The following is a 15,499-nucleotide window of genomic DNA, read 5'->3' as shown; positions in this document are numbered from 1 at the left end:
TACCAAGATAATTGCTACAGTCAACTAATTACTCCGTTCTACTAAATCTCACAAAGAAGTCAAAAAGTCGCTCCATTATAACTTATCTCGCCCCAAGTTTATCAAAACTTAATCCAAATCAAACAAAAGTTACCCCAAGACTATCAACACTTGACCCAAGCCAAACAAAAGTCACTCCAAAACTATTAAAACTTACTCCAAACCAGAAAAAGTTGAACCAATCCTGATAGACCACTCACGTTGATTCCTTCCTATCTCACTCATTTCCCCACTTTTTCACTTCAATTTCACTACTTTAGTGCTGATTCTTCATTGCTCGCACTATTTCTCCAGTCCCTACCTCCCCTCCCAAGATCCGCAAAAAAAAGACTACCCCAAAGAGTAGCCTTCCTAAACCAAACCTTATTCAATTCCTTCTGTCCACTCAGCAACAGTATCTTGGTTATCCTCAACCCACTGCGCTGCTGCTTCTTCAGGATCCGTACCTTCTTGAATAGCCAACATTACTTCTTCCATATCAGCTGTGTCCCAATAGAAGTTATCAAGAACTTGATATGCTTCTGGTGCATCTTCTTCTAATCCTTCACGTACCATTGTATTGATTGTTTCTGCTTCCCCAAATGTTCCTTCAGGGTCTTCTAAATATTTAAGGTCATATTTACCGAATTTCCAGTGTGGAGACCATCCTGTTACGACAATTTCTTCTTCATTTTCATACGCTTGACCTAAAGCAGTTGCCATTGCACCACTTGAAGAGGTTTCTACTTCCCAGCCTTCCAGGTTGTCATAATCTTCTAGTGCTTGCTCTGAAGCTGCAACAACACCCGCACCTGGTTCGATACCAGTAATCGTCATATCTGCTTCGTCTGTTAAATCAGCAATTGAGTTTACATCCATATAACTAGGAACAACAAGGCCAATAGCAGCACCTTCTAAGTTTGGACCAAGGTCTTCCATTTGGTCACCATACTGTTCAAATTGAGCTCCATGAGTTCCAGGTAACCAAGCAGCGACCATTGCATCTGCTTCACCTGATGCTACAGCTTCCCACATAACTGCATTGTCAAGTGGAGTTAGCTCTACATCATATCCTAAGTCTTCTAATACTTTTCCAACCACATGGGTAGATGCAATTTCTGTATCCCACTCCACATAAGATAGATTAAGTTCCTGTCCATCTACAGCTGTATCTCCTGATCCTGCAGATTCTGTTCCTTCTTCTTCCGCTGCACCACAACCTGCAGCAACTAATGATAACGATAGTCCGGCAGCTAAGCCAAGACGTTTCCAATTAAATGACATATTTAACTCTCCCCTTCTTCTTTCTATATTTTTCTATATGGAAACTTTTCTAATGAAAAGATACCAGCTTTAGTCTTTGTCACGATTTAAATTTTGTGTAATTCGGTCAATAATAATAGCTAATATAACAATGGCGATACCAGCAACAAAACCAGTACCAGCATCGGCACGTTGCAAGGATGATAGAACCTCACGTCCAAGACCCTTCGCTCCGATCATTGATGCAATAACAACCATGGATAACGCAAGCATTACAGTTTGGTTAATTCCTGCCATAATCGTTGATTTTGCCATTGGTAATTCTACCTTAAATAGCTTCTGGGAGCCTGTTGTACCGAAAGCATCTGATGCTTCCACTAAATCCTTCGATACCTGTCTAATACCTAAGTTCGTAAAACGAACAGTTGGTGGTGTTGCAAAAATAACAGATGCAAATACACCAGGTACCATACCGATTCCAAAGAATGCTACGGCAGGTATTAAGTAAACAAACGCTGGCATGGTTTGCATGAAATCAAGGATTGGAGTAATAATGGCATTTGCCGTTTTGCTTTTCGACATTAAGATTCCGATTGGAACCCCGATGATAATTGAAATTAAACTAGCAAGCAATACAAGAGTAACAGTGTTCATTAAGTTCTCCCAATGCCCTTGGTTATAGACAAGCCACAGACCAACAATGGAGAATGCCGCTAACCCGAATTTCTTACCTGTTACAAAGAATGCAATTAATGCAATAGCAAGGATAAAAATAACAGGTGGAATTGCCATTAGAACATCTTCTGCAAAGAACTCCATAAAGTTTCCAAAGTGCTCTTTTATGGGGTCAAATAGAAAGGCAAATCCATCGGTAATTACTCCTGTTAGCCAGTCTACCCATTCAGCTAACGGTATCTTAGGTGCAAAGTCTAGAATTGTATTAAGCATTTTCCATATTCACCTCACCCTCTCCAGCTAGAGCTGCAATCACAGAACCACGAATGATAATTCCCTTTAATTTACCTTCTTCTACGACTGCTACTGGAACTTTTGAATCATAAATAATGGAAAAGATATCATGTAAGGCGGTATCTATATCTACTTTTGGAATGTCCGTTTGAAGAATCGCGTGAATGTCTTTCACATTGTTTTTACGAGCTTCTAATGCATCTTCAGCCGTAACATATCCTTTTAGATTGCGTTTACTATCTATCACTAAAATACTTGAGATTCCTTCTTCACCCATACGTTCTAAAGCAACTCTTGGACCATGCTTATCAATATTAATCGTTTCTGGTCGTTTCATAATATGACTGGCAGTTAATACTTTAGATCGATCAACATCTTCTACAAACCGTTCTACATAATCATTTGCTGGATTCATCAGAATCTCTTCCGGCGTACCTATTTGAACAATAGAACCGTCTTTCATCAGAGCGATCCGATCACCTAAACGTAACGCTTCATCTAGATCATGAGTAATAAATAGGATGGTTTTCTGCATAGAGGATTGTAAATCAAGCAGCTCGTCCTGCATTTCTTTACGAATTAACGGGTCTAACGCGGAGAATGCTTCATCCATTAAAAGAACTTTCGGATCATTCGCTAGAGCTCGTGCTAAACCTACACGTTGCTGCATCCCACCTGATAGTTGACTAGGCTTTTGATGGAGGTATCCACCTAATCCTACCAACTCCAGTGCTTCCTTCGCCTTCTTCTCTCTTTCTTCCTTAGATACTTTTTGTATCTCTAAACCAAATGCAGCATTTTCTAATATTGTTCGGTGTGGAAACAATGCGAATTGCTGGAACACCATACTTAATTTTTTTCTTCTTACCTCACGAAGGCTATTCTTATCCATTTTTGATAAATCTTGCCCATCGATAAGAATACTACCCGATGTTGGTTCTATTAATCTATTAATTAACCGTATTAATGTAGATTTCCCACTACCGGACAACCCCATAATAACGAAGACTTCACCTTCTTCTACAGAGAATGATGCACGGTTGACACCTACCGTACTCCCTGTTTCCTTCAGGATTTCTTCTTTAGACTTTCCTTCATTTAAAAGGTTTAAAGCCTGCTTTTTATTCTTTCCAAATACTTTCGTTAAATCTTTCACTTCAATGATTGGCAAAAGTTTCACCTCACCCTTCTACTTAAGACTTATGGCTTATGTCATGCAAACCACCTTTATACTATAACCCTTAATCAAGTTATTTTTCAAACATCAAATCCCGTAAATTTCGTTTGTTTTTTACGTACAGTTTATTCTGTACGTAATATACATCCGGAATCCTTTTAATTCCTCCCAGATCCTCCCATATCCAGTACAACTTGCTATTTTAATTATTAATTGATTTGTTGTATCTTATTAAGGTATAGAGGGGATTGGTTTAAAATGAAGGAAGTCGAACACACACAACAAATAATGATTCAATTTTCAAAGACAATTGAAATGTTTGGACTAACCCCATTAGAGGCAAGACTTTACACTTATCTGTTCTTGTCGGATAAAGCGCTTACTCTGGATGAAATGGGTATCGCGATGGGAAAAAGCAAAACAGCTATGAGTACGAATATTCGGAGTCTCCTAGATCTTAATCTCGTTACAAGAGTATGGAGAAAAGGAGTGCGTAAGGATCTTTATGAAGCAAATTCACAGTTGTTGAAATCCTTTATGAATTTCTATTTCAAAAAACGGGCAGACCAAATCATTCAGCAAAAGGAAGCATTAGAACATATGAAGGAGAGCATAGAGGAAAACAAGACCGCTATAGAAGCAGATGATTTTGGAAAGTTTACCAGTCAATTGGAATCTATGATTGACTTTCATCAAGAGTTAGAAAATCGATATAAAAATATGGGATGAAGGAAATCATCTCTATGTATAGTTCATAGGGATTTAAGCGGCAGAAATAACTCAAAAAAGCCGACTCCCCCAGTCGGCATTTCTGCCTAACAGAATCTTTTATTATCTACGTCTCCTTCTTGCTTCATAACGATATAAAATATCGATAAATTCGTTCATTAAAGAAGGATAATAACCTTCTTTTTTTAATGCTTGAATCGTATCGTTTGGATCTAGCTTTTCATTTAACATTCCCGCGAAATGGATTAATAGGGATGTAAAGTCAATCAGCCCCTCCTCTTTCTGGGCGTCATATTTATCATTTAAGTATTGGAGCATATTTAGCAAAGACTTGTATTCTTCCTTGGATATATCATTCTCTATAATTAGCTTGATAAATGGATATTGTTCCATGTCAACAGTATTTGAAAGTAATTGAATATGAAAAGTGCATGTATCAGAATTCTCCATTTCCCCCAACAGAAAATACCCCCTATAACCGTATTGCTTCATTCTTTTTCTCTTTAAAATTTAAACTTGGTATTCACCGTGCTTATTATCCAGTTAGTCTAAAAACCCTCTCATATTCAATCCTTAAAAATTATGATAAAAATTAACAAAAAAACTATTGATTTTTCTCCTAAAACATACTATGATTCTCAAAGAATTAATAAGAATCATCTGCTAAGCAGGAGGGAACATCATGAATTGCTGGAAATCATATAACATCAAGAAAGAAATCGGACTACATCGCTTATACCTTATTTCTACTTTAATAGGTGTTTTAGCATTCATTATACTATATGTCCCTTATTCCATTGTACATAATTCCATTGAAGTGAACGAGTATGGAATTATTCCGCTATTGATTGCTGTAATCTTATTACCAGCGATGCACTCATTCATGCATATTATCTCACTAAAAATAATGAATAAGAGTGCACTAATTGTTATTAAACGTACTTATAAATGGTTTCCTGTTTTCACCTATTATACAAAATCTCACGTCACAAAAAAAGTATCTTTATTAACAGCATGTGCACCAACCATCTTTATTACGATTCCTGGACTTGCAGCAAGCTTCCTATTTGCTGACTTCTATGTCTATATTCTATTATTCACAAGTCTTCATATTGGAATTACGTTTATTGACTTTTGGTATATTAATCATATTCTTCGAGCTCCAAAGCAATCCTTTATCCAAAAAGATAAGGATGGGTTCGATATTTTATTAAAATTAAATGAAGAGGCTGGACAACTTAATTGATAAACAACATGTCCAGCCTCTTTTTGATTGGTCTGGAAGCGCCATAACTCATTGCTGTATTACATATCTTAATATTTGTGGCATAATTTAGTTATTTTCTAGTTAATTTATGTTTGAACTATTTTTTTGCTATTGAAGTATGGTATATTTATCATTGACGAAAATAAGAGTAAGTTAGATATAAATGAGGAGTGTTTATATGAAAAAAGTAGCGATCGCACTGGCTCTATCTGCTAGTGTACTTACATTAACTGCTTGCAACTCAGATGGGGCAGATTCAGAGGTTGTAGCAGAAACCGCAGCAGGAGATATTACAAAGGAAGAATTCTATGAAGAATTGAAATCCCGTAATGGTGAAGCTGTACTAGAAGAACTAGTTACAGTGAAGGTTTTGGAAGACAACTATGAAGTATCAGAAGAAGATGTGGATAATGAAGTACAATATATGAAAGATATGTACGGTGATCAATATGATATGCTAATACAGCAACAATTCGGCGGTGAAGAAAACTTCCGTAATATTATCTATATTTCATTGTTGCAGGAGCAAGCAGCTGCAGAGGGTATTGAAATTACAGATGAAGAATTACAGGAAAAATACGATCGTAGCTTAAAAGAAATTGATGCACAGCATATTTTAGTAGCAGATGAAGAAACAGCCAAGGAAGTAAAACAAAAGCTTGATGACGGTGGAGATTTTGCTGAATTAGCTAAAGAATATTCAACAGATGGCACTGCTCAAGACGGTGGTAACTTAGGATATTTCTCTACTGGAGATATGGTTCCTGAATTTGAAGATGCTGCATATAGCATGAAAGTTGGAGAAATCAGTGACCCAGTTCAAACACAATATGGATATCATATTATTAAAGTAAATGATATTCGTGATACAGAGGAAGAAGTTGGCGAGTTTGAAGAAGTAAAAGATGAACTTCGTCGTGAACTTGTTGCACAACAAGTGGATGCAACTAAACTTCAAGAAAAAATCAACAGTTTAATCGAAGAAGCTGAAGTAGACATTAAAATAGACGAATACAAAGATATGTTTAAAGAAGAACCTGCCCAAGAAGAAGAAGCACAAGGTTAATCAATGACAAGAAAAAGGCTGTCCCTAGGATAGCCTTTTTAGTTTGGAATTCTTTCTCTTTGCTCTTCACGTCTCGTCTTTTCTTCTTCCATCCGTTTGATATACACTCTTCCTTCTCTTTCAATAAATTGCAGCTCTAGTCTTCTCTCTGCGATTGAGGTTCGAAAGGCCATATATCCACTAAAGAAAATTAATCCAATCACCATTATGATCCACCAAGGTATTCCTAAGATCATTTCGATTCCTCCTTGTCCACATACTATCTATGAAGATATATATGTTTACCGATTTACGAATATAACTAAATCCTCCAATAGTCTCCGCCTGAAATTTACATTTTCCAAACTCTTGTAAAGTACGTTACAATAATAGGAGAGATTTATGTGGAGGGATACGATGGATTCTTACTTTTATAATATCATTCCGATTAGAATTACTATAACGGAAGAAGAACGTACCAAAATACTGGAACAATATCCAACCCCAAACCTACCAGCTAGTGAAGAGCACTTTCAGATGGATAGAGAGGCACATGGTAGTTTCGTTGAAATTCGAGTTTTGCTAAATGATTATCAAGTACAACAGACTAAGACAAATAAACAATATTTAAAAATACGCTTCAGCAATAATGCAGGAAGCTTAAATGCAAAAATGTGGGACAATCAAGGGGCTGTTGAACGAACTCTCCCTATCCTTGAACAGCATTCTGTTTTTGACATTTCTGCAAAGGTCGAGGAGTTTAATGGATTTAAATCATTAACTATTGAACGAATCTCTCCTTGTACAGAAGAGATCAATCCTTTTTCCTTATTGCCGTATACACAGCAGGATATGGAATCCTTAACAGTTGAGCTATTCTCCTATTTATATGAGCTGCAAGGTGCCTATCGTGAATTGAGTCTATCCGCAATGAACCGATTTTGGAAGCAATTTAGTATCCGCCCTGCTGCAAAAGGTTTTCACCATAACTATCTTGGTGGCCTTTTGAAACATACGGTAGGTTTAATGCGTTTTGCTAGATATATTTTGAAGTTTGAAGAGAATCACTTTAAAGCAACGATGAAATTAATCCAAGTAGTGGAAAAGGCTCATAAAAAAGAGCTTTGGAATGCAATAGAAAAGGATGAGAAGCAGTTTGTCTGGAAAGATACAATCGATCACCTTTATCAAATGTTCTATGGAATGATGCAGCATAAAGATACTACGCCAAATTATGACTTGTTGATTACTAGTATTCTATTTCATGATATTGGTAAACTGCTAGAATATGATCACGCGGGCAAAACATTTGATGGGTTCTCTTTTCTTTATCCAACCGCAACGGATGAAAGTACAAGCATTAGAAAACAGGCAGGCATTACCATGGATGAGTTAGGCGTCATGATTGGGCATATTCCTTATGGCGTTTTACTATTAACAAAGCTTATCGAGATAGAGAATCTTACTTTCAGTTTGGAGGAAATTCATCAATTATCGCATTGCATTCTCTGTCACCACGGTTTACCTGAATGGGGTTCAGCTGTAAGATCACCACTGACAGTAGAAGGATATCTTATTCATATTGTAGACTATTTAGATAGTCGTTATGAAAATACAGAAGCGATCAAGTAAGTGATGGATTTTATTTGACTTCGAGAGTGAGCTTTATATTTAAGCAGGAAGGTCACTTAAAAATCAATTATGCAATGGAGCGGGACAGGGCAGTTTCGCGGTCAATTGGGGCAGCTTTTAGACGACGCCGAGCGACTTCACACTCGGTTGGAGCAACTTTTAGACAGTCCCGGGCGACTTCCTACTCTGCCTAGGTCAGCTTTTTAGACACAGGCTGCTCTCCACTTGGAACGTTTTAACACCATAAAATATTAATTCTGGCTTCCAGCACATCAAAAAACAGCACCGGTATCCTGGTGCTGTTTTTATTTTCGTGGAAGATATTTAAAGATTTCTCCTGATTCTACCACTTTTATAAAGCTCATAAGCCATTCATAGTAATTTTTTGCATAATTTAACTTATCCAGATCCTGCTGAATTCGTTCTTTCAGTGCTTCATCCTCTGTAACTTTATATAATGCCTCTAGCTTTTCCATTGTTTCTTCCGCTTCTTCAATATTCGTTTCTGTTTGTTGTTTCCATTTAATTCCGAACAAGGAAGTAAAGGATTTATACCAATCCTCTTCTGATTGGTAGAGGTCTTTTCTTACTCCTTTTCTATATGCGGATTCAACCATTTTCATATCTGCCAAGGTTCGAACTCCTGTTGACATACTCGTTTTACTCATAAATAGGGCATCACGCATATCATCCAGAGTCATAGGCTCATCTGAGAAATATAATACACCATAAAGCCTTCCTATTGATGGTGTTATACCATATAAATTCATATTTTTCGCGATTACCTGAATGAACTTCTCAATTGTTTCTTCATGTTTATTCCAATTTGTTGTATCTTTATGTTGCTCAGGCATGGTAAACCGCCTCCACCTAATTGTAATCTACAAGATAGTTTAACACTATTTTTTAGTTTATGCGAATCAATTATTAAGGGAGATACTATATAATTTCTCACAGCTCTTGAGAACCTCATTTTTACATGTAAACAACAGTACCTGTTGCCTGTCAGAAATGCTCTCCATTATTTCTACCATTCGCTGTGCTCTGATAGAATCAAAATGAACGAAAGCATCATCCATTATAAATGGGAGCTGGTGTACATCACTCATTGCTTCACTAATTGCAAGTCGCAATGAAATATAAAGCTGGTCCACCGTACCCTGTGACAGCTCATTAATGGTGTACCTAATCCCATCCTCTGCCTCTACGATAAAAGGCTTATCTTCTGAGGGGGCGAAGATTTTTGTATAGTTACCACCTGTTAAATGCTGAAAGTAAAATGCTGTACGTTCGATTACCATGGATAAATATTTCTCTCGATAATCCCGTTTCGTATCTGCCAGGACTTCTTTAGCAACCTTCAGCACAGCCCAATCTTTAGACAGTTGATGCAATTTCTCTGTTTCCATTTCAAACTGGTGTAATGTATCAGAGTATTGACTGGATGATTCCATCGCTTCAATTTCTGCCTGGACCCTGGCCAATTGTTCCCTTTTGTTGTTTAATTCTCTTTCTAATTGATCCAATTTGTACATAGAATGTTGTTTCTTTTCCTTTAAATCCAGTTCACCTAGTTTATTATCTACATAATATTCTAAATCAGCTACAGCAAGCATATTTTCTAACTGAAGCTTCACTTTCTCTAAGGCAATTTCATTTCCTTCTTGTTCATCCAGCATTCTTGATTTATGATAAAACGCTTCTTCAGAATCTACCTTAGCAACGGAAAATAATACATCTCTTTCCTGCTCATAGCCAGTCATTTTTTGACGAAGCTGATGCTCTTTCTCTTTACTTTCAGAGAGTAATTCTTCATATTGCTGCATTTGTCGGTTTGATTGATCCTGTTTTAATAAAAATGCTTCTATTCTTTTAAAAGATTCTTCCATATTTGCTGATAGAGTCCAGTTCACTTCAGCAAAGAACTCGTTTATATTATCGCTTATCTGGCTCATTCTATGTTTTACTTCTTCTATTTCTTTCATCTGTTGCTTTCTTTCTCTTTCCATATGCAGCACATTTTTTAAAGCATGATAGAGCTCTGGCCAATAGATTAACTCAAGATTTCTTAAAAATGGATAGTTTATATACTGAGTGTGAATGCTTTCATTCATCCGCATTTCCTTTTCCTTAAGTGCTTTTTCTTTTTCCTTCCAAGCTAAGCTATTCATATTATTATTACTTAGCTTTTCTTCTAGTTGAGCGATTTCCTTTTGATGTTTGGAATGCATCTGGATTAATTGCTCCGCACGATTTCTTTCTTCTACTGAGGACGATGATGGATTACTTAATGAATTCCCTTCAGTAAAAATCTTATCCATTTCTTTCACTGAATAATAGCTCCATAGGAACTGACCTATCCCAACCAATGCAAACAAACAAGCCGCTAACATAAGTTGACTTATATCTGTTAGAAATGTCCCTATAAAGCTGATTACCGCTAACAGGCTGAAAATATAAAGAATCTGCTTGCTTTTTTCCTGTTTTTTCTTTCTCCTTTTACTCCAGGATTTCCGCTCCTGATCCTTTTCTTCTTTGAGTTTCTCTAATAAATGAAATTCGTTATGCTTTTTCAGTAAGGAGTCTAAATCCTGATAGGTTTCATCTGTCAGCAAACCATCCTCATGCATCCCAATCTGGTTAAGTAGATAATTTCTTTCCTGCTTTAATTGATGTTCTTCTTCTTTTAATTTGCCCTGTTCAAATGTTAGTTGTTCATATTGTTTTTTTATTTCCTGCCATGTTTTCTCAATATGAAATGGAAAGGAAAGATTTTCTAAATCTTCCTTTTCTAAACCGATATTAAGGCGTCCAAGCTCTGTTTCTATTTGAATTGTCACCTTTTCTATCATAGCTACTAGCTTTTTTAATTGCTGATTATCATCCTGCCATTGCGCTTTAAGTGAATAAACCGCTTCTGCTTGACTAATGATAGTTCCCGCTGGACTTTGAGTTTGCAGATCTTCCAGCTTTCGTCTATACATTGCCTCATTTTCTTTTAATAGATGAAGCTCACTCTGCATTGGAAGCAAAGCTTGTTTTAAAGATTGAAGTCTTTCTATCCCTTTTTCGGGAAAAGAACGGTCTATTTTTTCAGATTGTATAGCTGATAGATATTGTCGATACTCATAAATTAGTGGCAATGCTCCAATATGTCTCTCTAGTTTAGATAATTCACTTTTTGAAAAAGAGATAGATTCATGAAGCTGTGTTATTTCTGTCTGTAATTCTGATTTTTTATCCTGCTTTTCCAGATAACTTGCCTCTTTACTCTTGCTCTGTTGCAGTTCTTTAAAACGCAATTCAAGTGTTTCAAGCTGTTGATTTATTATTGGCTTTGTTCCATATCGCTTGAATAGACCTGCCAATCTTTGGTCGAGTCGCTTTTCCAGTTGGTAAATTTTAGAAGACCCTGACAAGCCAATTCCTAAAATAACTTCACCGAGTTCTTCTTCCTTCATACTCTTTATATCATTTAAATCGGTAGCCGAAAAAGAGAAAATAGCTTGATAGGTTTCTAATGTCATCCCATGCAATCTTTCTCTTAGCCATTCCTCATCTTTCTTTTCCCCATCTGGCAAATAACAAACCGCTGCACCATTTCTTACCTCGTCCAAACGCTCTATCGTATACTTTCCATATTCTGTGTCATTTACCGTTAATCTTCCGCCCATTCTTCCACTCGTTTTTGGCCGGTAAAAGTTTCGTTGTTTCGGCGGCAGACCAAATAGCATGAAAAGGATAAAACGTTGAATGGTTGACTTTCCTGATTCATTTTCTCCGTAAATACAAATGCCCGATGCCTTCGAAAAGTCAATAGAGTGATCCACCCATTTTCCAAAACCAAATATCTTGGCATGTTCAATTCGCAACCTATTCACCCTTTCCATAATTCCCGCATTAATAATTCTTTTGCTTCTGATACAATAAGCTGTTCTTCCTCGCCCGATAATGATGATAAGAACTTTCTTGCACTTCTATGATAATATAATTCCTCGAGGTGAGAGTGAATACTTGTCTGGTCAAAATGGCGAACTAATTCACCGACAAAATGCTCTCCTTTGAATAATTGATGCTCTTTGATATCTTCGTCATATCTGTTTTTCACTCGGTAGATATACTTCCAAAGCGCTTCCTGCTCAGCTGTTTCGTTAATAATTTCAATTAAATCCTCTATTCTTTTTTCACTATCCCATTGTCTTAAAAGTTGGTTATCCCCTATCAACAATAGATCTATTAATAAATGGGATCTTTGGTCAAAACCATTTAAAGAGGATACAATTTGCTTTTCTAATTCATGAATCTCCTTACAACCTGAAGCATCCACTTCTAGAGAAGTAAACTGGATTTCCTGCAGCGGAATAAAAGTCATATTTACATCGGCTTCCGAAAGCACAACATGATAACAGCCTTTTTCTCCAGTCTCCTTTCTGTTTCTCCCTTGGATATTTCCAGAATAAACGATGGGAGGGTTTCCCTTTAAAATTTCTCTTTTATGTATATGACCCAAGGCCCAGTAATGAAAAGGAGCCCCTGCCAAATCGGAAATTTGAAAAGGAGCGTATGTATCATGCTCCGTATTGCTTCCAACACTTCCATGCAGCATCGCAATATGAAAGGGAACGTCTGAATCTTTTCGTTCATATTCATTTGCTTTATTCTCCAGAACTGCACGATTTTCATAACTAAATCCGTAGATATTTGCAATAGGTTGCCCATCCTTTTTATAGGTGAAATGAGTAACCTGTTCATCTGGAAATACAAATACATTATCAGGATATGTAACAGGATAAACGTTGCCTATTATGTAATCATGGTTTCCATAGGATAGGTAAACGTTTATCCTATGCTGCTTAAGTTCCTCAAATGCTCTTCTTAAATATATTTGTGCTTTCAAACTCTGCTTCTCATTATCAAATAAATCTCCAACCATAAGAACAAAATCTACTTTTTTATCAATAGCCGCTTTTACTAATCGATCAAGGGCAAGAAACGTACTTTCCCTTACCTTATGAAAAAGATCTTCCGGTAAATCTGTTAATCCTTTAAACGGACTATCTAAATGTAAATCTGCTGCATGGATAAAGGAAATCTGCTTTGTCAATTTAGTCACCCTCTTGCTTCCTATTAGACTCCTTCCTATTCTAGCAAAACAAGGAATAGAATGCACGTTCTATTCCTTTTCAATAAAAGAGGCCGCTCTTCCGCGACCTCCTATGTTTCTTCTATTCTTTTTTCGAAAGTGCTAATGCCTTCTTAATATCTTTAAATGAGCTGGAGCGACCATACATCAGTACGCCACCTTTATAAATCCGTGCACCTATTGCTGCAAGTAAAATAATCGTAGCGATCAAGATGCCGATGGATATTGCCACTTCCCAAACGGGAACATCAAGCATTCCAACACGCATGAACATGATCATTGGTGAGAAAAATGGAATATAGGATGTCACCGTAACTAAAGTAGTATCTGGAGCATTTAAACCAAACATCGCAATAAAGAAAGCAATCATAATTAGGAAAATCATCGGGATCATCATTTGTCCAGCATCTTCCACTCTACTTACCAGAGAGCCTAACGTGGCTGCAAGTGTTGCGTACAGTAAGTAGCCAAGCAGGAAAAAGACAATCGCATAAATATAGATGGAAATAGAGACATCTTGAAAACCAAGGTATTCAAAAATTCCACCCATTAGTTCATCCTGTTTGGACTGAATGAGGAAATATCCGACCAACACAAGAGCACCCACCTGCGTTAACCCCACTAAAGCAATTCCAATTATTTTTGCAAACATATGGGTAATGGCCGGGGCACTGGAAACGAGTATCTCCATCACACGGGAGGATTTCTCATTTGCCACATCGGTCATGATCATCTGACCATATGACATAACTGCGATATACAAGACAAACAGCATAATGTAAACAATACCTCTGGCTTGATTTAACTCTTCTGATGTCTTAGCAGCCTCATCCAGTGGTACTACTTCGAATGACACTGGCGAATTAATCTCCATTAAAGTAGCAGGATCCATTCCAGACTGCTGGCTTGCCATTATTATTTTCAGTTGCTGCAGCTGCTGCTCAAAAAAGGACTGCATTCCAGTTTCCGAAATCGTATTCGCATAATAGGTTCCTTCCGGTAATCCAGTATCATCAAGTGATAAAACGATTAACGCCTTAAACTCATCTTCCTGGACAGCTGTTTTTGCTTCCTCTTCTGTTCCCTCGTAGACAACCATGTCTATTTCATCATTTGCCTGCTCTGCATTCTCAACAAAGCCATCGATTAATCCACCAGATTCATCGATAATGGCTACTTCATCTTTTCCATCTCCTGAAAACAAATCAATAATAGACTGGAGATTAGCTAAACCAACTACAAATATAATTGCAATTACGGTACTAATAATAAATGATTTCGCTTTTATTTTTGTTAAATAGGTGTGTGATAGAATCGTCCAAAACTTATTCATAAGAAGCACCTACTTTCTCAATGAAAATGTCATTTAGAGAAGGCTCTTCTAATTCAAATTTACGCAGGAAGCCTTTTCCTTGAATCTCTGCCAAGATGTTTTGTGATATTTCTTCATTTTCGATTTGCAGTTCACAACCTTGAGCAAGTGCTTTATATTTTACTACCCCAGGAAAGCTTTCTAAAAAATCTAACGGAAATTCACTATGAATGATTAGATTCTTTTTACCAAAGGAGCGTTTAATATCCCTTAGTGCACCTTGAACGACTGGTTTCCCTTTTTGCAGGATACACAGATGTTCACAAAGTTCTTCCACATGCTGCATTTGATGGGAAGAGAATACGATCGAAGTACCTTGTTGTTTCAAATCAAGAACCGCTTCCTTAAGCATTTCTACATTGACAGGGTCTAATCCTGAGAAAGGTTCATCCAAGATTAATAGTTTTGGTTTATGTATAACTGCAGAAATAAACTGGATTTTTTGTTGGTTCCCTTTTGATAGTTCCTCTACTTTTTTATTGAGATAATCCGGGACTTTAAATCGTTCTAACCATTTTTCAAGCTCAGACAAAGCATCATTTTTATTCATACCCCTTAGCTTTCCTAAGTAAATAATCTGGTCCTTCACCGTTAATTTCGGGTAAAGTCCACGCTCTTCTGGCAGATATCCAATGAGATGACTTTTCTTATAATCAATCTTCTTCCCATCCCACGTAATCTCTCCCTCTGTCATATCGATTAAGCCGAGAATCATGCGAAATGTTGTTGTTTTTCCAGCACCATTCCCTCCTAAGAAACCGAACATTTCCTGTTCAGGGATTTCTAATGAAAGCCGATCCACGGCCGTATGCGTGCCAAATTTTTTAGTAACTTGGTTTATAACTAATGTCATGCGTTCTCCTCCTTCATATAGATATACGATT

General features: G+C 37.0%; 14 protein-coding genes. 4 read left to right on the top strand and 10 right to left on the bottom strand.

Annotation, left to right across the window (positions count from 1 at the left end):
• Positions 1–402 precede the first annotated feature (402 nt).
• The 3 genes from D8M04_RS09045 to D8M04_RS09035 form a co-directional block, all read right to left on the bottom strand.
• Positions 403–1,302, bottom strand: a complete 900-nt coding sequence (locus D8M04_RS09045) for a glycine betaine ABC transporter substrate-binding protein (RefSeq protein WP_121522600.1) — start codon at positions 1,300–1,302, stop codon at positions 403–405.
• 69 nt (positions 1,303–1,371) lie between these two features.
• On the bottom strand, positions 1,372–2,229 hold the full coding sequence (locus D8M04_RS09040) for an ABC transporter permease (RefSeq protein WP_121522599.1): 858 nt from the start codon (positions 2,227–2,229) through the stop codon (positions 1,372–1,374).
• Positions 2,222–3,421 carry a quaternary amine ABC transporter ATP-binding protein gene (locus D8M04_RS09035; protein ID WP_121522598.1) on the bottom strand — a complete coding sequence of 400 codons (1,200 nt, stop codon included), beginning with the start codon at positions 3,419–3,421 and terminating at the stop codon, positions 2,222–2,224. Before D8M04_RS09035 ends, D8M04_RS09040 begins: the two co-directional genes overlap by 8 nt.
• A 264-nt stretch (positions 3,422–3,685) precedes the next feature.
• Between D8M04_RS09035 and D8M04_RS09030 the strand changes: the two genes are divergently transcribed.
• Positions 3,686–4,156 carry a GbsR/MarR family transcriptional regulator gene (locus tag D8M04_RS09030; RefSeq protein ID WP_121522597.1) on the top strand — a complete coding sequence of 157 codons (471 nt, stop codon included), beginning with the start codon at positions 3,686–3,688 and terminating at the stop codon, positions 4,154–4,156.
• A 102-nt stretch (positions 4,157–4,258) separates the two neighbouring features.
• Here D8M04_RS09030 and D8M04_RS09025 read toward each other — a convergent pair whose 3' ends face one another.
• Positions 4,259–4,606 (bottom strand): DUF1878 family protein, encoded by a 348-nt coding sequence (locus tag D8M04_RS09025; protein WP_121523110.1) that lies wholly within the window; start codon positions 4,604–4,606, stop codon positions 4,259–4,261.
• 232 nt (positions 4,607–4,838) lie between these two features.
• On the opposite strand from D8M04_RS09025, the gene D8M04_RS09020 reads away from it, so the two are divergent.
• Together D8M04_RS09020 and D8M04_RS09015 are read left to right on the top strand one after the other, a co-directional pair.
• Positions 4,839–5,402 (top strand): DUF3267 domain-containing protein, encoded by a 564-nt coding sequence (locus D8M04_RS09020; RefSeq protein WP_121522596.1) that lies wholly within the window; start codon positions 4,839–4,841, stop codon positions 5,400–5,402.
• A gap of 199 nt (positions 5,403–5,601) precedes the next feature.
• Entirely contained in the window at positions 5,602–6,489 is an 888-nt protein-coding gene (locus D8M04_RS09015) for a peptidylprolyl isomerase (protein ID WP_121522595.1), read from the top strand.
• Positions 6,490–6,527: 38 nt separating this feature from the next.
• Here the strand turns inward: D8M04_RS09015 and D8M04_RS09010 are convergent, their stop codons facing one another.
• Positions 6,528–6,725: a sporulation YhaL family protein gene (locus D8M04_RS09010; RefSeq protein WP_121522594.1), complete on the bottom strand. Its 198-nt coding sequence runs from the start codon at positions 6,723–6,725 to the stop codon at positions 6,528–6,530.
• 160 nt (positions 6,726–6,885) lie between these two features.
• Here D8M04_RS09010 and D8M04_RS09005 point away from each other — a divergent pair, with 160 nt between their 5' ends.
• A complete protein-coding gene (locus tag D8M04_RS09005) occupies positions 6,886–8,100 on the top strand; it encodes an HD domain-containing protein (protein ID WP_121522593.1) in 1,215 nt (404 codons plus the stop codon).
• A 305-nt stretch (positions 8,101–8,405) separates the two neighbouring features.
• Here the strand turns inward: D8M04_RS09005 and D8M04_RS09000 are convergent, their stop codons facing one another.
• The 5 genes from D8M04_RS09000 to D8M04_RS08980 all read right to left on the bottom strand — a co-directional run bounded on the left by D8M04_RS09000 (position 8,406) and on the right by D8M04_RS08980 (position 15,468).
• A complete protein-coding gene (locus D8M04_RS09000; protein WP_121522592.1) occupies positions 8,406–8,954 on the bottom strand; it encodes a GbsR/MarR family transcriptional regulator in 549 nt (182 codons plus the stop codon).
• 66 nt (positions 8,955–9,020) lie between these two features.
• Positions 9,021–11,972 carry an ATP-binding protein gene (locus D8M04_RS08995; RefSeq protein ID WP_158595102.1) on the bottom strand — a complete coding sequence of 984 codons (2,952 nt, stop codon included), beginning with the start codon at positions 11,970–11,972 and terminating at the stop codon, positions 9,021–9,023.
• A 5-nt stretch (positions 11,973–11,977) separates the two neighbouring features.
• Positions 11,978–13,213 (bottom strand): metallophosphoesterase family protein, encoded by a 1,236-nt coding sequence (locus D8M04_RS08990; RefSeq protein ID WP_246001169.1) that lies wholly within the window; start codon positions 13,211–13,213, stop codon positions 11,978–11,980.
• A gap of 112 nt (positions 13,214–13,325) precedes the next feature.
• Positions 13,326–14,576 carry an ABC transporter permease gene (locus D8M04_RS08985; protein WP_121522589.1) on the bottom strand — a complete coding sequence of 417 codons (1,251 nt, stop codon included), beginning with the start codon at positions 14,574–14,576 and terminating at the stop codon, positions 13,326–13,328.
• On the bottom strand, positions 14,569–15,468 hold the full coding sequence (locus tag D8M04_RS08980; protein WP_121522588.1) for an ABC transporter ATP-binding protein: 900 nt from the start codon (positions 15,466–15,468) through the stop codon (positions 14,569–14,571). The genes D8M04_RS08985 and D8M04_RS08980 overlap by 8 nt, the downstream gene beginning before the upstream one ends.
• Positions 15,469–15,499 lie beyond the last annotated feature (31 nt).

It is taken from the genome of Oceanobacillus piezotolerans (assembly GCF_003665065.1).
Classification (GTDB): domain Bacteria; phylum Bacillota; class Bacilli; order Bacillales; family Amphibacillaceae; genus Oceanobacillus; species Oceanobacillus piezotolerans.
This window is presented reverse-complemented; position numbering and strand designations above follow the sequence as displayed.